This window comes from Acinetobacter portensis, assembly GCF_023158935.1.
Taxonomy (GTDB): domain Bacteria; phylum Pseudomonadota; class Gammaproteobacteria; order Pseudomonadales; family Moraxellaceae; genus Acinetobacter; species Acinetobacter faecalis.
Genome location: NZ_CP096120.1, coordinates 1,681,079 through 1,700,977, shown reverse-complemented (window position 1 = coordinate 1,700,977; position 19,899 = coordinate 1,681,079). Strand labels below are relative to the sequence as shown.

Below are 19,899 nucleotides of genomic sequence, written 5' to 3'. Positions count from 1 at the left end.
GTCCCATAGTTTGATTTAAATAAAAAACCTGAGTCCTAACAGTTAAAATATGAGTACGAACCAACACTTTAACGACCAGGATTCAGGTTTTGTCACATCAGAATACCGTATTTCATCAGCTGATTAAACCCGTCGTGCGACAGGATTTTGAACAACTTGCTAAAGTACACCATGTTGGACAGAAATTTAGAGCGGCCTCAAGATGGGATCAGTTTATTGCCATATTGATGTCTCAACTTTCCTGCAGGCAAAGTCTGAGAGATATTCAATCCAATCTGGAGTGCCAGCAGGAAAAACTGAGTCATCTCGGAGCAAAGTCTATACCCCGAAGTACACTGGCACGAATCAATGAGCAGCAGCCTGCTGCCTTGTATCAACAGCTATTTTACAAGTTGCTTAAATACTATGAACACTCAAAAGTAGCTCATAAATTTCGCTTTAAGAATCCCTTGTATTCCTTGGATGCCAGTCATATTGACCTGTCGCTTTCCTTATGTGAATGGGCCAAAGTTCACGACTCAAAAGCCAGCATGAAACTCAGCATAGGATTGAATCACAGCAATGATATTCCTGAGTTTGTTGCAGTTGAAAATGGCAAAGAAAATGACATGGTACAAGGCCGCAAATTCCAGTTTCCTGCTGGCAGCATTGTAGTTTTTGATAAAGGCTATGTCGATTACCAATGGTATGCAAATCTGACTGCTCAAAACATTGGATTTGTCACACGTTTTAGGCCTAAATCTGTGTATCAGGTGATCCAGCAACATCCAGTGCTTGAATCCAAAGGTATTCTAAAAGATGAAACCATTCAGCTGAATAGCGCACATGCCCTAAAAAGAAAAGCCCCAGTGTTAAGAAGAATTGAATATAGAGATCAGCAAAGTGGCAAGCACTTTAGCTTTCTCAGCAATAACTTTCATTTAGCCGCCTCCACCATTGCGGCGATTTATAAAGATCGTTGGAAAGTTGAGCTGTTCTTTAAGGCGATTAAGCAAAATCTCAAATTAAAAGCGTTTCTAGGCCGCAGCAGGAACGCAATTCAGACACAAATCTGGATTGCGATGATCGCCTATTTACTAGTAAGTTTCGCTCAACATTTAGGGAAAAAAGGCTGGACAGTTCAGCGCTTACTCAGAATAATTCAGGTGAATTTATTTGAAATAAAAACCTTAAAAGCGTTATTTTCACCCGATAAAATCCCCATCAAACAAGAGGAAGCTCATGTGAGCTTCCTCTTATAAAAATTGTGGGACAGCAGTGCGCTGAAGCGTCCTTTTTTGTTATTCATACTTGGCATGATGCTCTGATGGTTTTTTAAGGATTTATAAATAATTTTGAGAAATATTAATTGCTTGATGACCGTGAAATGTGAAAAATCATTAAAAAATCTAGAAATAAAGTATCTAGATTTTTTGTACGCAATAACATTTTAATTGGTGAATAACAATTTTTTCGTAACAATCAAACTTAATATGTGACAATCAATTTAAGAAAATAATAAAAAAAGGATGCCTAAACATCCTTTTTTTATTACACAAAGAATTATTTGCTGTTTAACTCAAGCTCATATTCTTTACGTTTATCTTGGTCAAATACGCCTTCCCATTTACTAATTACAAGTACTGCCAAAGCATTACCAATAACGTTCAACGCAGTACGCGCCATATCTAAAATACGGTCAATACCAGCAATGAAAGCAAGACCTTCAAGTGGAATACCTACGCTACCTAAAGTTGCCAATAACACAACAAAAGAAACACCAGGAACACCTGCAATACCCTTAGAAGTAATCATTAAAGTTAAAACAAGGGTAATTTCTTGAGTTAATGTTAAATCAATACCATAGAGCTGAGCAATAAAGATTGCCGCAATACTTTGATATAAAGTTGAACCATCGAGGTTAAATGAATAACCAAGCGGAATTACGAAACTTGTAACTGGTTTTGGCGCACCATAAGCTTCCATTTTTTCCATAATACGTGGTAAAACGGTTTCAGAGCTTGCAGTTGAATAAGCAAGAATCAATTCATCTTTAAGAATTCTGATAATCGTCCAAATGCTGAAGCCACAAATTTTAGCCACAACACCTAAAACAGCAAAAATAAAGAAGAAGATTGCGCCATAAACAAGCAGTGCAAGTTTTAACAATGGAAGTAATGATGAGAAACCAAAGTTAGCAACAGTTGCAGCAATTAGACCAAATACACCAATAGGTGCAAACTTCATGATCATGTGAACAACTTTAAACATTGTTTCAGAAACAGCGTTTAATACATTAAGTAATGGTTGTTTAACTTCTCGATCAAGTGCACCTAAACCAATACCAAACATTACCGAGAAGAAAATAATCGGAAGCATTTGACCGCTAGTTAAAGCAGCAAAGAAGTTTGATGGAATCACTGAAAGAATGGTTTGAATTAAACCATGATGTGCTTCGCTAACTTGATGTGTTGTTTCTGCATATTTAGAAATGTCGACCTGTGTTAGTGAAGACATATCAATACCAGCACCAGGCTGGAATACGTTTGCAGCAACAAGACCAACAACAATTGCGATTGTTGTAATAATTTCAAAATATAAAATTGTTTTGAAACCAAGCTTACCAAGACTCTGACCGTGACTATTTGCAATACCTAGAATTAACATAGATACAACAAGTGGAACAACGATCATTTTAATGAGCGTAATGAAAATTGAACCCAAAGGATTCAAGAAATTCGTTACTAAATCATCGCGATATTCAGGAGAATAATGTAGGAAAGAGCCTACCAATACACCAACAATAAGGGCAATTACGATTTGCCAAGCAAGGCTAATCTTAATTCTTTTCATACTCAGCTCTGAAAATATAGATTAGGTAAAAGAATTCCGTAGCAAATTCACATCATGATTTCTTATAAAATAAGAAGATATTATGTGAAATATGTAAGCGAATTCGGATGGGGTGTATTTTTGCAGTTAATCTAACAAATAGGCTGTTGTTTTTAGTAAACCGCTGATCGTTTGGTTAATTATTTAACAGTTTAAGTTGATAATTCGATTATTCTTTTAACCTTAATAAGTTTATTAAATTAATTTTCGTATGAATCAGCAACTATTGATTACAAACGGATATGCTTTTCAGGCGATTTATTTGAAATAGAAATTTTGAAAGGCAAAGTTAATTTATTTAGAAGCGCACATATAATACGAGTAAAGCTCGGTAAATGATTTGTATTTTTATTTGATTTATAGCGGTAAATATCAAAAAAATTTAAATGTAATAAATTACGTTTTTGTAAATTGATGAAAATCGTATTTTGGTTGATGCTGTAAATATGCAAAAGGGACGTTGTAAAAAGTTTCACTGGTAAAACAATATAAGGTATTGAATATTTGAATTATTTTATAAATTTAATAAGAAGAATGTATGAGATAGATTAGTAAAAATTAATAACATGAGAAGTAAATTGGTTATTCGATTCATAAGAATAATACTAAAAACATGCATTTTTTGCATGGTGCAATAAAATTTTGCATTATCCTTTCCTTCAAAAAAAAGTGAAACTTGCCACAGTTAATTACTGGATCAATAAATTTTCACCTAGCTTCATAGAATGAAGCTTACTTAAATTGATCAACATGGAAAGTCATCAATGCCTTGTTATTAAGGCTATCAACTTAATACAAAAAAGATTGAAGAAGGAACTATTTTAATGAACCAAAAAAAATTGCTCAAATATATCTTGATCGCAATGATTTCAGGAATTCTGATTGGTTGGATCTTTCACAGTATTTTGTCACCTGAGCAAATATCAAAAATTGCAGGCTACTTAAAAATTATTACAGATGTATTTTTAAGATTAATTAAAATGATTATTGCTCCGTTGGTATTTGCAACAATTGTTTCTGGCTTAATATCAATGGGTAAATCATCTTCTTTAGGATCAATTACACTAAAGGCGATGAGTTGGTTTATTGGAGCATCATTTATTTCACTACTGCTTGGAATGGGGTTAGCAAATTATTTCCAACCAGGTTCAGGTATGAATTTAAGTATCCCGCAAGAAGCTGTAAATGTTGGGGTAAGTGCAAGTAGCCTAAGCTTAGAAACTTTCATTACGCATATTTTCCCGCGTAGTTTTGCAGAAGCGATGGCAAATAATGAAATATTACAAATTCTAGTATTTTCAATTTTCTTTGGTTCAGCATTAGCATTTGTTCAACACAGCAGTGGTTCTACAGTAATTGGTCGAATTATTGATGAGCTTTGTAAAGTTATGTTCCGTATTACTGATTATGTAATGGCTTTAGCACCTATTGCTGTATTTGCAGCAATTGCTTCAGCTATTACTGTTCAAGGACCTAAACTCATCCTCGATTACAGTATTTTTATCGGACAATTCTATGTTGGCTTACTAATTCTTTGGACAATTTTAATCACTATTGGTTATGTATTTTTGAAAAAAGATGTTTTTAGATTAATGGGCGTGGTAAAAGAGCCAACAATGCTGGCATTTGCAACAGCAAGTAGTGAATCTGCATATCCAAAAACAATGGAAGCTTTAGATAAGTTTGGCGTGCCGAAGCGTATTACTAGTTTTGTTCTTCCTTTAGGGTATTCATTCAATCTTGATGGTTCGATGATGTATATGGCATTTGCTGTATTATTTATTGCACAAGCCTATAATATTGATTTGAGTTTTGCTCAACAAGCATTGATATTATTGACATTAATGATTACGAGTAAAGGAATTGCCGGTGTTTCTCGTGCATCTATTGTGGTGATTGCCTCAACGCTTGCGATGTTTAAACTTCCAGAAGCGGGTATTTTATTACTTCTTGCTGTAGACCAATTCTTAGATATGGGAAGAACTGCAACAAATGTGATAGGAAATAGTATCGCTACTGCTGTTATTGCGCGTACAGAAGGTAATAAACATGATCTTCCAGAGGAAGAGGTTATTGCTGTAGAAGATAAACTCATACCTATCAATCGATTGGCAGATAATAATTAAATTTTAAGCGTTTAAAATAAAGATTAATGGTATAGCTCATTCTATGGGTTATGCCATTATTATCTTATGCTGTGTTATTTTTATAATGAATTCTAATTTAATAATTAATTGTATGATTTTATTTAAATTGATATTTGCTATTTTATTTTGTTAGTTCATTCCAAATGTAATTAATCTTGTTTGTAAATATCATTTTTCGTCTAATAATGTATACATCTTGAAATATATTATATTTTTCACAATCAACTATTTTTAATTTATTTTCAATAATCTCTTTTTCGACCAAAAGTTTAGGTAGCCATGAAATCCCTAAACCTTGCAAAACTAATTCTTTTAAATCACTCGCATTATCTGTTTCATATAAAACTCTATAATCTAAAACATTTTCAATGACTTCATCTACACAACTTCTTAAATATGCTTGTTTACTGTAAGCTAATAACGGAAATGATTTTTCAAGTGAGTATTTAGGAGTACCATCATCATTTAATGCAGTTATTGGTAATATTTCCATTTCAAAAATCTTCTGGAATAAGAATAAAGAAGGATCAAGTAGTTGTAGGTTTTTCTGACTAGAGTAGCCAATTAAAAAATCGCATGAGCCATCATTCAGTAAGCGCATACCTTGCTTAAGATTTACTGCAATAATTTCTAGTTTTAGATCTTCCATGTTGGTGGAGAGTTCATGGATAAACCGAGGAAAAAATTGCGTAATTAATGAATGAGATACACAAAATTTTACCGTTAGTTCATTGTTTTTTACACTTTTTTCTAAATAATTTATTGTTGTATTTAGTTGATTTTTAATATTTTTTGATGATGCGAGCAAAACTTGACCAGCTTCAGTAAAGTCAATGTTTTTACTATGACGTTTTAGAATTTGAAAACCAAGTGTACTTTCAATATTTTGAATTCTACGTGTAAATGCAGATTGGGTAACGTGGCGTATTGCTGCTGCTTGAGAAATAGATTTTTCTTGTTCAAGAGCAAGTAAATCTTCGATCCATCGAATTTCTAGTGTCATAAAAAACCCTTAATACATACTTTTAAGCATATACATTTTCAAATTATAATCCTATTATGCAAAAAATGCATACATGAATATTTTTTTACATTAGAGAAAATGAATAATACATTTTAATATAAGTTTAATATAAATTAGAGTTTATTTAAATGAATATTAAGATTAATACACGTACAGAAAAAGATTTATTGGGTAATAAAGAAATTCCAGATAATTTTTATTATGGTATTCAAACGTTTCGAGCTGTAGAAAACTTTAATCTTAGTAATAATAAATTAAATCAATTTCCTATTTTTATTAATGCACTTGCAATGGTTAAATCAGCATGCGCGCAAGCTAATTTTAAGCTTAATCATCTTGATGACAATAAAAATAATGCAATTCAATATGCTTGTCAGCAAATTCTTGATTATAAATATCATGATCAGTTTCCGATAGATATGATTCAGGGCGGGGCTGGAACATCAACAAATATGAATATTAATGAAGTTCTAGCTAATATTGGTTTAGAGCATTTAGGATATGCAAAAGGAGATTATCAATATTTACATCCAAATAATGATGTAAATATGTCTCAATCTACAAATGATGTTTATCCTACTGCTATTAAAATTGGTTTAATTACAGCAATTGATCAATTAAATACGCCATTTGAAAATTTGATTCAGAGTTTTAAACGCAAATCTGAAGAGTTTTCTAATATTCTAAAAATGGGGCGTACCCAATTGCAAGATGCCGTACCAATGACTTTGGGGCAAGAGTTTGGTGCTTTTGCAACAACATTACAAAATGATTTGAATAAGCTTAATCAAATTATGCCAGATGCTTTAAGTGTGGTGAATTTGGGTGGAACAGCAATTGGAACTGGTATTAATACAGAAGTTAAATATCGTGAGCTTGCAATTGCATCATTATCTGAAATTATGCAACGAAATATTAGCAGCGCACCCGACTTAATTGAAGCTACTTCAGATATGGGTGATTTCGTTTTATTGTCTAGTTTGTTAAAACGTACCGCGACTAAATTATCAAAAATTGCCAATGACTTACGTTTGCTTTCTAGTGGACCGCGTACAGGTATAAATGAAATTTATTTAGAACCACGTCAACCAGGTAGCTCAATTATGCCTGGTAAAGTGAATCCTGTGATTCCTGAAGCTATGAATCTTGCATGTTATCAAATTATTGCGAATGATTTAGCCATAACATTAGCAGCAGAAGCAGGGCAGTTACAGTTAAATGCGATGGAGCCTTTAATTGCTTTTAAATTGTATGAATCAATTGATTTACTTGGTAAAGCGATGAAAATGTTCCAACATAAGTGTATCGAAACTATACGTGCAAATGCTGAACATTGTCAGGAAAATGTTGATAATTCGATTGGGATTATTACAGCACTCAATCCATATTTGGGTTACGAAACGACAACACGCATTGCCAAACTGGCAAATGAAACAGGTCAAAGTGTTTTAGCTTTGATCAAAGCTGAAAATCTATTGTCAGATCAAATATTAGCGGATGTTATGGCTGTAAATAATATGGTTAAACCGAAACAATCTGTTTAATTATTTATCTTTACTACCGTAAGTTGCTTTTATGTTTTATAAACACAATAAAGTGATCAAAGCATTTTGATTGAAATTTCGATTGTAAATATCCGGTAGGATTGAAATTTCTTCAGCTTTAACTACTGCACATATAGCCTAGATGTGGTTAAATGCCATCATTTTATTGTGTTTCACTCTGAAAGGAAAAATCATGCGCGCGTACAACTTCTGTGCTGGTCCTGCTGCATTACCTACTGCTGTTCTAGAAAAAGCTCAAGCGGAAATGCTTGATTGGCAAGGTAAAGGTCTTTCGATCATGGAAATGAGCCATCGTAGTAAAGACTATGTTGCGGTTGCTGAAAAAGCAGAAGCAGATCTACGTAAACTCATGAATATTCCTGAGAACTATAAAGTATTGTTCTTACAAGGTGGTGCATCGCTACAGTTTTCTGCAATTCCATTAAATCTTTTAGGGAAAAATAATAAAGCAGATTACATTCATACAGGTATTTGGTCTGAAAAGGCATTGAAAGAAGCGCAGCGTTATGGCGATATCAATGTTATTGAAGCAGGTACAACAATTGACGGTAAGCTTGCAATTACAGATCAAAGCACGTGGAACTTATCTGCAGATGCAGCTTATGTTCATTATGCTGAGAATGAAACAATTGGTGGTATCCAATTTGCAAATATTCCTGAAACAGATAAACCTTTAGTTGCAGATTTATCTTCAAGTATTTTGTCTGCACCAATTGATGTAACAAAGTTTGGTTTAATTTATGCGGGTGCTCAAAAAAATATTGGGCCAGCAGGTTTAACACTTGTTATTGTTCGTGAAGATTTACTTGATCAAGCAAAACCTGAAATTCCAAGCATTTTGAAATATAGCGATCAAGCAAAAAATGATTCAATGGTAAATACACCATCTACTTATGCATGGTATTTATCTGGCTTAGTATTTGAATGGTTATTAGAGCAGGGTGGTGTGGAAGCAATTCATAAAGCGAATATGGCGAAAGCTAAATTACTTTATGGTTACATTGATGCAAGCGATTTCTATGCGAACCCAATTGCTAAAGCAAACCGTTCAATTATGAATGTTCCATTTACTTTGGCTAAACCAGAATTGGAAAAACAATTCTTGCAAGAAGCTGAAGAAAATAATCTTCTTAACTTAGCGGGTCACCGCTCTGTTGGTGGTATGCGTGCAAGTATCTATAACGCTGTACCATTAGAAGGCGTACAAGCGCTTGTAAACTTCATGGATGACTTTGCGAAACGCAATGCTTAATCAAATGAACTAGAATTGCAAAAAGCCCATCAAATGATGGGCTTTTTTATATCTGGTCGAATCTAGACGAGAAAAATAACGTCTTAGAAAACGAAGGTGTGTAATAAATAAGCAGAAACAAACATCCCCAATACAAAAAATAGGCATGACATAAGATCTAACTGGTAACGATTTCCAATTCGATGTTCTACTTGCTGTAAATTTTCTTCTTGCACGATTCTCATAGATATTATTTCCGATGATCTATTTATCGTTGATTCCATTGGTTTGTCATATTTTTAACATAAAATATTGATTAAATAAAGTACTATTTCAAATTAACTTAATAAAGTTATTATTTTATAGATTTAATTTCAAATTATTATAAAAAACCAAGTAAATTCAGGCTTTCAGATTATCTTTATAAAAATAAATTAGAATAAAAATTATCCACAATTATTTGAATTTAAAAACAAGAAATTGAATTTAAACCTGTGGATAAGCTATTATTTTTTGAATTTAAAATGATTAAAAAATAATCCAAAATTGTGGATAAAATAATCAAATAAACAATATTTAATTTATTCACTCATATTAAGTAATAAAAAAATCTCGGTATTTATTTATGCAAAAGCAAAACAAAACCGAGATTTTTTATTTATATAAATTATTGTTTTTTATTAAAAATATTGACTTGAAGCCAAATATTTCCACGAATGTATTGTCCTATTTCAAAGTTGCGATAGTCTTGGTTTTTTGTAGCAATACGCGCAAGAACAGCAGGTTGATTTTCTTCTAAGAAAAGTGTGACATCGTACAGCGTATATTCATTATCCATGAAATTCATAGATGTTTTGCCAACAATCTTACTTTGGAACCAAGCTTCATCTTCTTGTCCCATTGTTTCACCATAAAGATAAGCAACCATTTTTGAAAAATCGACAGTTACAGGTTCTTTGTCATCGTCATTTTTCGGTTCCCATGCATCTAATAACTCCTGTAAGTTTTCAGGAGCAACGCCACCATTTTCCGCCAAAATATCATTTAGTGCACGGTGGTGTTTAATAGATGCAGGATCATCAACAACAATTTGTTCATGATCAGATACTGCTTCTAATTCATATGCCCAACCATTAAATTGTACGTTATAGGTTTGTTCTTTGTCGTACTGTAAGTGGTTTACGCTATATAAATTGTCAAATGCATAAGCAACGCCTGCGCCTACATTGAGTTGTAAAACGGCTTGCGTATTCGATTTTCCACAGATAATGCGTTCAATTTTCGCATCTACCTTGTACGGGCTTTCAAATGTTGGGAATGCCGTTTTAACTGCTTTGGGTTTATTATTTTCAACGTCAATAACTTGGTTAAGTAAAATGGCTGCTTTGCTTGGACCTTGAATTAGCCAAGATTGCGCATCCATTTCACATTCTTCTTTACACAAACCCATGGGCATAATTGGAGCATCAAGTGCCAAACCAAGCCATTTAGGTACATCTGTGGCAGGTTGGTCTGTTAGTAAATTCCAATGCTCTACATGACTACCGAAGCTTTGATCTTCAATGGTGATCCGTTCAGGACTATTTTGATTTTTCATATGCACAATTGATTTCGGGTTGTATTTATCTATTAGATCGAGGGTTATTCGGAATTTTCAAGTCAAAGACTTGAAGAAACTGAAATTATCTTTTTTAAGTAACAAAAGATTCACATTAAAACTAATGAAAATTTGATTTGATGGCAAGTGCATATACAAATCTACATATAAGGTTTTGAAAGAGATTATCAATGATGTGCGTTGAACAAATTTGATAAACTGACCATTCGTAATATTTAGGAATCACTTGTGCTGCCATTTAAACTTTGGGTTGATGCTGATGCTCTGCCACGTATTTTAAGAGATGTAATTATTCGTGCATCGGATCGTTATCAAATGGAAGTTACATTTGTTGCAAATCAAAGTGTCGGCATTACACCATCTGTTCGTATTAACTCAATTCAAGTCATTAGTGGTGCAGATGTGGCGGATCAAGAAATTGTTGATCGAATGAAAGAGCACGACATTGTCATTACACAAGATATTCCTTTAGCAGCGCAGGTCATTGAAAAAGGTGGTGTGGCAATTAACCCGCGTGGTGAGGTGTACACAATATCTAATATTAAAGCACGTCTGCATTTGCGTGATTTTATGGATACTTTACGTGGTGCAGGTGTACAAACAGGTGGTCCACCACCGCTTGCTGAGCGAGACAAGCGTGAGTTTTCAAGTTCGTTAGATCAAACCATTCAAAAACAAAAACGTAAAACAGCCTAATTATTTATGATTCCGTCTAAAGCGAACTTAATGTCGACTTATGTGTTACTTATATTCATATGGTCGACAACACCTCTTGCCATAGTTTGGAGTGTTTCAGACATTCACAACTTATGGGCTTTAGCTTTGCGTTTTTTTATTGCATTGCCTTTGTCTTTGGGTTTGCTCTTATTGTTAAAAGTAAATTTAAAATTCAATGCAATTTCTATTCATAGCTATATTGCAGGTGCTTTTAGTTTTATTGGTTCGCAAATTTTTACTTATTTGGCAACAGATTATTTAAGTTCGGGCATTATTGCGCTGATGTTTGGTTTAGCACCAATTATGGCAGGGCTTATTGGGCGCTTCGTATTTAATATTCGTTTACACCGTATGCAATGGATAGGTATGTGCATTGCAGTGCTGGGTTTAAGCATTATTTGTATGGGGGGGAGCGATCATCATATACAGCCTATAGGCATTGTTTTAATGCTGATCAGTGTTTTTGTTTATTGCATGTCTATTTTTTGGATTAAAAAAATTAATGCACCGCTTGAACCTATGGCTCAGGCTTCAGGTTCTATTATAGTTTCAAGTATTTTTGCTTTGTTTTTGTTGCCGTTTATTTGGCAGTACGCACCCACACATATTCCAAGTACAAAATCTTTAGTTGGTTTGTTTTATGCGGTCATTATGGCTTCGTTACTTGCAATGTTTTGTTATTTTAAATTGGTACAGAATATTAAAGCGACAACATTGTCATTAACCACAGTAATGACGCCATTACTCGCATTGATGTTTGGCGCTTTATTGAATAATGAAAAACTCACAGGCATGATTTTTTTAGGAACAATCGTTTTACTCACAGGTTTATCAGTCTATTTCTATAAAGATTTTATGCAAAGCCGTACGAATAAAAAAGCTGAATCTAGAGACTAGTTCAGCTTTGTTGTGCGTGCATAATCTCTAAAGCTTCACTTAATTTGCTTCGATCTTGAGGCAATAAAGTAATAAAATAAGCACCAGTTTTATATTTTCCGTTATCTTCTTCGCGGCAATGAATTACTTGCGCAATTGCTGCAATATGGAAGAAGTTATCTGGATGACTTAAGGTAATATGAATATAAGTATTCTCTGCAATTAAATGATCTGAATAGAAGCTAAGACCACCTTCAGATATATTCACATTTGCAGGCACTGGTAACAAGGATTGTACAATTGCATCGTATAAAGTACCTGTGATGAGGTTTAACTTTTGATTAAATAAAGATAATATGCGTGCAATCTGTTGATCTTTTTCAGATATTTGTTCTATTTCGTGGTCTAAAGCAAGATCAAACTGATCTAATTCTGCAAGTAGAAGAAAATAACGTGGCAACACAAAATTAGGATCATAAGGGTCGTTTAGCGCAACATGTTCAGAAATGACCTGATAGTTGACCCTCAAGGCAGCATCGATACGCGACATTACACGACGGTCATTTTGACCTGGTTGATGCTGAAATTTTTCCATAATCTTACCTCGGACTTGATGGTATGTTTAAACCAATCTCGCTATATATAGGGTTGAGATATACTCGCGCACGGCGCAGTAACCATTTTATTTCTTTTATTGCTTTGGTCTCAATGATTGGCCTTACCTTAGGTGTTGCCGTACTCATTACAGTTCTTTCTGTAATGAATGGTTTTGATCGGGAACTAAAAGATCGTATTTTGGGTATGGTACCGCAAGCTACTGTTTCTTCAACCCAAATATTAACAGATTGGCCTGAACTTGCAAAAAAAATTGAGCAACATCCACATGTGACAGGTGCAGCACCTTTCACGCAATTACAGGGGATGTTAACAGCACAAGGGCAAGTGTCTGGCATTATGGTTACAGGCATAGAACCTGAGTATGAAAAGAAGGTTTCTATCATACAAAACCATATGGTAGATGGCAGTATCGATAGCCTAAAAAAGGGTGAATTTGGTATTGTTTTAGGTAAGCAATTAACAGATTCATTAGGCTTAGGTCTAAATGATAACGTGACCCTGGTTTTACCAGAAGCTACGCCATCTCCAGCAGGTGTGGTGCCACGTTTCAAACGCTTTAAAATTGTGGGTATTTTCAGTATTGGCGCAGAAGTTGACTCAATGATGGGCTACATCGCACTCAATGATGCTTCAACACTTTTACGCCTTCCAGATGGCGCTCAAGGCGTACGCATGAAGCTAGATGATATTTTCCAAGCACCGATTGTTTCAAATGAAATAGTGCGTGATTTGCCATCTAATTTTTATGCTTCAGATTGGACATTTACACACGGTAATTTGTTTAGTGCAATTCAAATGGAAAAGGCAATGGTAAGCTTGCTTTTATTCCTTATTGTATTGGTTGCAGCATTTAATATTGTGTCTTCATTGGTGATGGTTGTTACCGATAAAAAATCTGATATTGCTATTTTAAGAACTTTAGGTGCTTCACCTGCCACAATTACTAAAATCTTTATGGTTCAAGGAACAGTTATTGGTGTTATTGGTACTGTTTCTGGTGCAATTCTAGGGATTATTTTAGCAACAAGTATTAGTAGTATTGTGGGATGGATTAGTAGCGTATTTGGCTTAAATCTATTTGATGCATATTTCATTAACTATTTGCCATCTTATTTAAAGTTACAAGATGTTGTGGTTATTGTGAGCTTATCTTTAATTTTAAGCTTCTTAGCAACCATTTACCCAGCTTTACGTGCTGCAAAAATTCAACCCGCAGAGGCATTACGTTATGAATAAAGTAGTCCTTGAAGCGAAGAATGTATCGAAGCACTTTACTGATGGTAAAACCACAGTTGAAGTGATCCGTGGTTTAGATTTAAAAGTTGAAGAAGGTCAATTCGTTTCTATTGTTGGTTCAAGTGGTTCAGGTAAAAGTACTTTATTGCATGTGTTAGGAGGCTTAGAGTGCCCAACAGAAGGTATGGTATTTTTAAATGGACAGCGTTTTGATAATTTAGGCGAATCTGAACGTGGTTTTCAGCGAAACTTACATTTAGGTTTTGTTTATCAATTCCATCATTTATTACCTGAATTTACAGCTTTAGAAAACGTTGCAATGCCTTTAATGCTTCGTGATGGTACAAGCTACAAGAAAGTAAAAGAGCAGGCAGAATATTTATTAGATCGCGTGGGATTATCTCATCGTTTAACACATAAGCCGGGTGAACTTTCGGGTGGTGAACGTCAGCGTGTTGCTATGGCGCGTGCATTGGTTGCTAAGCCTGCGGTAATGCTTGCAGATGAACCAACAGGTAACTTAGATCGTAAAACAGCGGTTAAGATTTTCGAATTATTAAGCGATTTACGTAATGAGTTTAATATGGCAATGCTGATTGTGACGCATGATGAAGCACTTGCTCAATCTGCCGATAAAATTTTGCATATGCAAGATGGTGTTTGGGTAAACGAATAATTGTAGAAATACGACAAGTAACCTTGAAGCCCACTTAGGTGGGCTTTATTATTGCGCATAATAATTAAAATACAGCTAATAATAATGATTCAAATGATTTGTGCAGGATGGATATTCGGCATTAGTTTTTTAGGCAAAAATATTGAAAATTACTTACAACTTTCCTCAATCAGTTTTTATCTTTTAATTGCACTTCTTATTTTTTTGTTTGTAGTCCATCTACGAATAAAAGCTATTGTTTTACGTTTATTAAATGCTGTTTTTGCATTTTTTATTGCATGCATTATTGGTCTGAATTATTCGAATGATCAATTAATGGAGCGTTTGAAATATCGCGTACAACAAAGCAATGAAGTTGAAATTATTGTTGCTGTTAATTCAATTAACCAGTTAAAGCCAGAAACGATTCAGCAGCAATTGGTTGTACTCAATCAATTTGAAAAAACAGTTCTTTGGAATAGCTCACTTAAAATTGAACAGCATGAACCACTTAAAATTGGGCAATATTATCGGCTACAAGGAAAAGTTTCACCTATTCATAGTTATGCAACAGCAGGTGTTTTTGATATTGAGCAATGGTATATCCAGCAAAATTGGATGGGAAATTTTCAGATTAAGCATGTTGAGCTTATATCTGAAGATGAAGTAAAGGCGTTAGGGTATGCATCTTATATAAAGAAAAATAATAGTTTTACAGCAAAATTTAAAAGATGGGTGGAGCTTCAACGTTTAGATATTCGATATTTTATTCAGAAACAACCAATACAACATAAGGGCTTAACGCTTGCACTTTTAACAGGCGATGAAAGCTTTTTGAATAAGCAAATAGAAGAACAATTTCAGCGTTTTGGAATGAGCCATTTACTTGCAATATCTGGCCCGCATGTACTTATTTTTGCTTGTATGATGTGTTGGTTAATGCATCGAATAATTCGTAAATATTGTCCTAAAATTTATTTGAAATTCCCGCATTAAGGACTTTGCTTGTTACTTTACTTGCGAGTGTGTGGATTTTATTTAAATATCCAATTAAAGCTTTAAGCTTGTTATTGTTAAGTGCTTCGTTATTATTAATATTTGATCCTTTCAGTATTTTATCAGCCGCATTTTGGTTGTCCTATGGCGCATGCTTTGTACTTTTAAGAATCTATCAAACGATACAAGAACAGAATTTCGAACAGCAATCTTTAATACAAAAGAGCATAAGTGCGCTTAAAATTTTAGTGGAATCTCAGTGGAAAATATTTATCGCATTATTTCCACTCATGATTATTTTCTTTAAACAAATCGCTTGGATTACGCCACTAAGCAACCTTTTCGCAATTCCATTTATTGGTTTGGTTATTGTGCCTTTAGATGTTTTAGCGGGGATGAGTTACTTTTTATTCGAACCATTAAGTCAGCTTTTTTTTCAAATAAATAATCTTTGTATTGGTTTGCTGCTGTTTATGATGGAAAGTATTGATCAAATTTTTCATCCACAATTAATACCTGTTGCTATGAATTTTTGGAGCATGATTTGTATTATTTTATCGCTGATTATTCTATTTTCACCACAGGGGCTTATGCCAAAAGCATGGGCAGGAATTTGTTTATTTCCACTGCTTTGGAGTGACAATAAAAATTATCTATTTGAGCTTTCAGTATTAGATGTAGGGCAAGGGCAATCTATTTTTATTCGTAGTGAAAACAAAACTTTAATGGTAGATACAGGTGGATATTATGATGAAACTAAATTTAGCGTAGGTCAGCAGATTATTCAGCCATTTTTATCTGTAAATGGGGTGAGAACAATAGATTATTTGTTTTTAACACACTTGGATCAAGATCATAGTGGTGCATTTGATTATTTGAAAAACAAGGTGAAATTTGAGCAAGTTTATTCAAATGAGAAAGTAGAAGTATTGCCAAATTCAAAATTTGAATATTGTAAGAAAGGTCAAAACTTTAATATTAATCATCATGTAAAAATTGAAGTTCTTTCGCCTAAAGAAGAACAATTAGATTTGGCAAAATACAATAAAAATGAAAATTCCTGTGTGTTATATGTTCAAGTTTTGAATGCAAAAAAATATCAAAACTATTTACTAATGGGCGATGCAGGCTGGGAAACAGAATATGCAATTTTACAGGATTATCCACATTTAAAAGTAGATGTTCTTGTGCTTGGGCATCACGGTAGTCAACATAGTTCTTCTTATGCTTTTTTAGAAAAACTACAGCCGGAAATTGCGATTGTTTCAGCAGGTTTTAATAACCGTTATGGTCATCCAAGTGAAATTGTACAAGCACGCTTGAAAGAATTAAATATACCATTACTAAGTACAATTAATAATGGAACTATCCAGTTTTTACAGCATCAAAATAACGATTTAGAAATCAATAAACAGCGAGATACAAGACTATGGCTAAAAAGAGATTTTAGTGATTAATCTCGTTATTTCGTACTTTTTCTACCAATGCCAAAGCTTCATCTGTTGAAATGTTATAAACCTTTCTTAATGCAGGGTTTGCACTAAACCGTTTATAGCTCCAATGATAGTTTTCTGGGTTTTTAGTAATTAAGGATTCAATAGCTTTATGAATAATTTCAGTACCTTGTTCTGCATTAAGTGAATAGATTGCAGAATCAATTTCCTCTATAAAAATATCAAATGAACTATTTTCATTTCGAAGTGCGTACATAAATAATGTTGCAGCTTTAGTTTTTTGAATGAGTTTTGCACTTAAATTACTTGAAAACAAAGGGATGCCAAAGTAAGGAACAAGTTCACCTGTATGATCAGGAGAGTGATCGGGTAAAATAACCGTTGTACCACCTTGTTTCAGCGCTCTAAAAATTTGACGTACACCAGACTCATCTGTTGGTACTAATACAGATTGATCTCGACTACGTGCACTACGAACAAAATCATCTGCAGATTTATTTTTAATAGGTTTATACATAATGGTCATTTGGGTGTGTTGAGCAAGCCACGCATTCATGATTTCCCATGTGCCAAAATGCGGCATAACTAAAACTAAACCTTTATTTTCAGCAAGTGCATTATGAAATAAATGTTCATTATGAACTTGGTTAATACGTTTTATATTCTTTTGATTCTCTGCGCCCCAAATATGAAAAAACTCAAAATATGAAATCATTTCATTTTGAATCGCATTTTGACCAATTTTATTTCTTTCAATTTGGCTCAGATGCGGCAATGCAATTGCTAAATTCAAGCGAATAATATGCGCAGTTTTGGTTAACTTAAAAGTGTTTACCAATAAAGCTAAAATTTTTGCTGTAAAACGAGCAACGCTCAAAGGTTGGCGGCTTACAAAATTAATTAAACGTGAAAAATTTGAATTTTTATGAGCCATGGTCTTAGATTTTGTAGAACGCATCAAAGCATGAAAAGATTTCAATTATTATAAGGGAATTTGTGATGTATAAATATAGAACGCGCCATCATTGTATATAATGTTGGCAATATTAATAAATTTTGGAATGTTTTTATGTCGGATTGGCCACCAAAACCACAGGAAGAGAATCAGAAAATTCAGCAACAACCTACGGGTGAGGAATGGAAGTTACTCGAAAAGGTAATTTTGGTGTCTGTTGATGAACAACGCAAAGCACGTCGTTGGGGAATTTTCTTTAAATTTCTAACCTTTGGTTATATTTTTTTACTGTTGGTGATTATGGGGAAAAGCTGTAGTACAAATACTGCGTCTGCGCCAACATCAAAACCACATATTGCAGTTGTTAATATTGTTGGAACAATTGCGGCAGATAAACAAAGTGTGAATAGTAACGATACAATTAAATCATTACGAAAAGCATTTGAAAATACAAATAGTAAAGCGGTTGTTTTGAATATCAACTCGCCCGGTGGTTCTCCTGTTCAGTCAGATGAAATTTGGCAAGAAGTTCAATATCTGAAAAAACAATATAAAGATAAAAAGATCTATGCAGTAATTGGCGATACAGGTGCTTCAGGTGCTTATTATATTGCTTCTGCAGCAGATGAGATTATTGTAAATCCATCAAGTCTTGTGGGTTCAATTGGTGTAATTATGCCAAATTATGGTGTAAATCAATTACTACAAAAACTTGGTGTTGAAGATAGAACCATGACATCTGGTGAGAACAAAGCATTATTGTCAATGACACAACCTGTAGATGCAGCACAAAAAGCGCATGTTCAAGGTGTACTAGATAATGTTCATAATCACTTTATTAATGCTGTAAAAGAAGGTCGTGGTGCGAAATTAAAATCGCAAGATCCTGCAATTTTCTCAGGCTTATTCTGGACAGGTGAGCAGGCAATTCAATTGGGTCTTGCAGATAAAGCAGGTAGTTTGAATACACTAAAACGTGATTTAAAAATTGATACAGCTCTAGACTACACCATTGAGCATAGTCCATTCGATTCCATTTTAGATCGTATGGGAGCTTCTATTGGTGAGGGATTTGCAACTTCTTTGTCTAAGCAAATTCAAACTGAGCAAAGTGCGAAAATTCAATGAAGCCATTAATTCATTTTGCGCACGCGAATGGCGTGCCATCTAAGGTGTATCAAAAAATGTTTGATGCACTGAAAGATGATTACGACATTATTTATGTGCCATTACTTGGGCCAGATAAGCGTTATCCAATTGATAATCACTGGAAAAGTTTAACTCAACAAGTTATTGATAGCATTATTCGTCAAGCAAATGGTCGTAAAGTGATTGGCTTAGGACATTCATTGGGCTCGGTTCTTACTTTTCAGGCAACATTACAACGTCCTGAATTATTTGAACAAGTGATTATGTTGGATCCGCCATTAATTGTCGGTAAAGATGGTTTTGCTTTTCATATTGCAAAGCTACTTAAACTAAAAGCTTTAGATAAAATGTCTCCAGCGGGGCTCTCTAAGCGTCGTCGTGATCATTGGGATTCGCGTGAGCAAGCTGCTGAGTTATTACGTCCGAAAGGTTTTTATCAACATTTCGATGTAGATTGTTTTAATGCCTATATTCAATATGCTTTGAAAGATGATGTGCTTCGTGGTGGTGTTGAACTGACAATTTCACGTGAAGATGAAGTGGAAATATTTCGTACCAATCCATCTTTATGGTGGTTGCCACAAGCAAAACCAAAAGTTCCAGTGCAATTAGTAATTGCGGAAGATGGACCATTCTTAGCACGTAAATTCCCACAAATTACTCAGAAGAAATTTGGTATTCCTTTTAGGATCGAAAAAGGGGGGCATATGTTCCCACTTGAGCGACCTATTGAAGTTGCGCAAATGTTGAAAGATCTCATTAAACAAAATACTTAATTCTTAAAATA

17 protein-coding genes are annotated in these 19,899 nt (G+C 34.0%); 12 read left to right on the top strand and 5 right to left on the bottom strand.

What is annotated here, in order from left to right; translation table 11 throughout:
• The first annotated feature begins 89 nt into the window (after positions 1-89).
• The gene (locus MZO21_RS08540) at positions 90-1,241 is read left to right on the top strand and encodes an IS4 family transposase (protein ID WP_248104258.1); all 1,152 of its coding nucleotides are present in this window, start codon (positions 90-92) and stop codon (positions 1,239-1,241) included.
• A gap of 301 nt (positions 1,242-1,542) precedes the next feature.
• On the opposite strand, the gene gltP is transcribed toward MZO21_RS08540, so the two are convergent.
• The gene (gltP, locus tag MZO21_RS08535) at positions 1,543-2,832 is read right to left on the bottom strand and encodes a glutamate/aspartate:proton symporter GltP (RefSeq protein ID WP_154772726.1); all 1,290 of its coding nucleotides are present in this window, start codon (positions 2,830-2,832) and stop codon (positions 1,543-1,545) included.
• An 863-nt stretch (positions 2,833-3,695) separates the two neighbouring features.
• On the opposite strand from gltP, the gene MZO21_RS08530 reads away from it, so the two are divergent.
• The gene (locus MZO21_RS08530; RefSeq protein ID WP_154772727.1) at positions 3,696-4,997 is read left to right on the top strand and encodes a dicarboxylate/amino acid:cation symporter; all 1,302 of its coding nucleotides are present in this window, start codon (positions 3,696-3,698) and stop codon (positions 4,995-4,997) included.
• Between the two features lie 142 nt (positions 4,998-5,139).
• Here MZO21_RS08530 and MZO21_RS08525 read toward each other — a convergent pair whose 3' ends face one another.
• Positions 5,140-6,021 carry a LysR substrate-binding domain-containing protein gene (locus MZO21_RS08525; protein WP_154772728.1) on the bottom strand — a complete coding sequence of 294 codons (882 nt, stop codon included), beginning with the start codon at positions 6,019-6,021 and terminating at the stop codon, positions 5,140-5,142.
• Positions 6,022-6,170: 149 nt separating this feature from the next.
• Between MZO21_RS08525 and MZO21_RS08520 the strand changes: the two genes are divergently transcribed.
• Complete coding sequence (locus MZO21_RS08520; RefSeq protein ID WP_154772729.1) at positions 6,171-7,586, top strand: aspartate ammonia-lyase; 1,416 nt, start codon at positions 6,171-6,173, stop codon at positions 7,584-7,586.
• Between the two features lie 193 nt (positions 7,587-7,779).
• On the top strand, positions 7,780-8,859 hold the full coding sequence (gene serC, locus MZO21_RS08515) for a 3-phosphoserine/phosphohydroxythreonine transaminase (RefSeq protein WP_154772730.1): 1,080 nt from the start codon (positions 7,780-7,782) through the stop codon (positions 8,857-8,859).
• A gap of 646 nt (positions 8,860-9,505) precedes the next feature.
• Here the strand turns inward: serC and MZO21_RS08510 are convergent.
• Positions 9,506-10,435, bottom strand: a complete 930-nt coding sequence (locus MZO21_RS08510) for a hypothetical protein (RefSeq protein WP_154772731.1) — start codon at positions 10,433-10,435, stop codon at positions 9,506-9,508.
• A gap of 249 nt (positions 10,436-10,684) precedes the next feature.
• On the opposite strand from MZO21_RS08510, the gene MZO21_RS08505 reads away from it, so the two are divergent.
• Both MZO21_RS08505 and MZO21_RS08500 read left to right on the top strand, forming a co-directional pair.
• Positions 10,685-11,152, top strand: coding sequence for a YaiI/YqxD family protein (locus MZO21_RS08505; RefSeq protein ID WP_171501273.1), 468 nt, complete (start codon positions 10,685-10,687; stop codon positions 11,150-11,152).
• Positions 11,153-11,161: 9 nt separating this feature from the next.
• Positions 11,162-12,070, top strand: a complete 909-nt coding sequence (locus MZO21_RS08500) for a DMT family transporter (protein WP_171501274.1) — start codon at positions 11,162-11,164, stop codon at positions 12,068-12,070.
• A gap of 1 nt (position 12,071) precedes the next feature.
• On the opposite strand, the gene MZO21_RS08495 is transcribed toward MZO21_RS08500, so the two are convergent.
• The gene (locus tag MZO21_RS08495) at positions 12,072-12,644 is read right to left on the bottom strand and encodes a PilZ domain-containing protein (protein ID WP_154772733.1); all 573 of its coding nucleotides are present in this window, start codon (positions 12,642-12,644) and stop codon (positions 12,072-12,074) included.
• Positions 12,645-12,667: 23 nt separating this feature from the next.
• Between MZO21_RS08495 and MZO21_RS08490 the strand changes: the two genes are divergently transcribed.
• The 4 genes from MZO21_RS08490 (at position 12,668) to MZO21_RS15105 (ending at position 17,011) form a co-directional block, all read left to right on the top strand.
• Positions 12,668-13,903 (top strand): lipoprotein-releasing ABC transporter permease subunit, encoded by a 1,236-nt coding sequence (locus tag MZO21_RS08490; protein ID WP_154772734.1) that lies wholly within the window; start codon positions 12,668-12,670, stop codon positions 13,901-13,903.
• Positions 13,896-14,579 (top strand): ABC transporter ATP-binding protein, encoded by a 684-nt coding sequence (locus MZO21_RS08485; protein WP_154772735.1) that lies wholly within the window; start codon positions 13,896-13,898, stop codon positions 14,577-14,579. The genes MZO21_RS08490 and MZO21_RS08485 overlap by 8 nt, the downstream gene beginning before the upstream one ends.
• Before the next feature lie 84 nt (positions 14,580-14,663).
• Positions 14,664-15,554 (top strand): ComEC/Rec2 family competence protein, encoded by an 891-nt coding sequence (locus MZO21_RS15110; RefSeq protein WP_282441541.1) that lies wholly within the window; start codon positions 14,664-14,666, stop codon positions 15,552-15,554.
• A 29-nt stretch (positions 15,555-15,583) separates the two neighbouring features.
• Complete coding sequence (locus tag MZO21_RS15105; protein WP_282455472.1) at positions 15,584-17,011, top strand: DNA internalization-related competence protein ComEC/Rec2; 1,428 nt, start codon at positions 15,584-15,586, stop codon at positions 17,009-17,011.
• Here the strand turns inward: MZO21_RS15105 and MZO21_RS08475 are convergent.
• Positions 17,001-17,942 carry a lysophospholipid acyltransferase family protein gene (locus MZO21_RS08475; RefSeq protein WP_154772737.1) on the bottom strand — a complete coding sequence of 314 codons (942 nt, stop codon included), beginning with the start codon at positions 17,940-17,942 and terminating at the stop codon, positions 17,001-17,003. The two genes, MZO21_RS15105 and MZO21_RS08475, sit on opposite strands and share 11 nt — an antisense overlap.
• Before the next feature lie 135 nt (positions 17,943-18,077).
• On the opposite strand from MZO21_RS08475, the gene sppA reads away from it, so the two are divergent.
• Both sppA and MZO21_RS08465 read left to right on the top strand, forming a co-directional pair.
• Entirely contained in the window at positions 18,078-19,091 is a 1,014-nt protein-coding gene (sppA, locus tag MZO21_RS08470; RefSeq protein ID WP_154772738.1) for a signal peptide peptidase SppA, read from the top strand.
• Positions 19,088-19,888: an alpha/beta fold hydrolase gene (locus MZO21_RS08465; RefSeq protein ID WP_154772739.1), complete on the top strand. Its 801-nt coding sequence runs from the start codon at positions 19,088-19,090 to the stop codon at positions 19,886-19,888. The genes sppA and MZO21_RS08465 overlap by 4 nt, the downstream gene beginning before the upstream one ends.
• Positions 19,889-19,899: the final 11 nt, after the last annotated feature.

Coding starts and splice junctions, on each gene's coding strand:
- MZO21_RS08475 (WP_154772737.1), bottom strand. CDS start 17,942: ATGGCTCATAAAAATTCAAATTTTTCACGTTTAATTAATTTTGTAAGC.
- serC (WP_154772730.1), top strand. CDS start 7,780: ATGCGCGCGTACAACTTCTGTGCTGGTCCTGCTGCATTACCTACTGCT.
- MZO21_RS08520 (WP_154772729.1), top strand. CDS start 6,171: ATGAATATTAAGATTAATACACGTACAGAAAAAGATTTATTGGGTAAT.
- MZO21_RS08485 (WP_154772735.1), top strand. CDS start 13,896: ATGAATAAAGTAGTCCTTGAAGCGAAGAATGTATCGAAGCACTTTACT.
- MZO21_RS08465 (WP_154772739.1), top strand. CDS start 19,088: ATGAAGCCATTAATTCATTTTGCGCACGCGAATGGCGTGCCATCTAAG.
- MZO21_RS15110 (WP_282441541.1), top strand. CDS start 14,664: ATGATTCAAATGATTTGTGCAGGATGGATATTCGGCATTAGTTTTTTA.
- MZO21_RS08510 (WP_154772731.1), bottom strand. CDS start 10,435: ATGAAAAATCAAAATAGTCCTGAACGGATCACCATTGAAGATCAAAGC.
- MZO21_RS08525 (WP_154772728.1), bottom strand. CDS start 6,021: ATGACACTAGAAATTCGATGGATCGAAGATTTACTTGCTCTTGAACAA.
- gltP (WP_154772726.1), bottom strand. CDS start 2,832: ATGAAAAGAATTAAGATTAGCCTTGCTTGGCAAATCGTAATTGCCCTT.
- MZO21_RS08490 (WP_154772734.1), top strand. CDS start 12,668: ATGTTTAAACCAATCTCGCTATATATAGGGTTGAGATATACTCGCGCA.
- MZO21_RS08495 (WP_154772733.1), bottom strand. CDS start 12,644: ATGGAAAAATTTCAGCATCAACCAGGTCAAAATGACCGTCGTGTAATG.
- sppA (WP_154772738.1), top strand. CDS start 18,078: ATGTCGGATTGGCCACCAAAACCACAGGAAGAGAATCAGAAAATTCAG.
- MZO21_RS08530 (WP_154772727.1), top strand. CDS start 3,696: ATGAACCAAAAAAAATTGCTCAAATATATCTTGATCGCAATGATTTCA.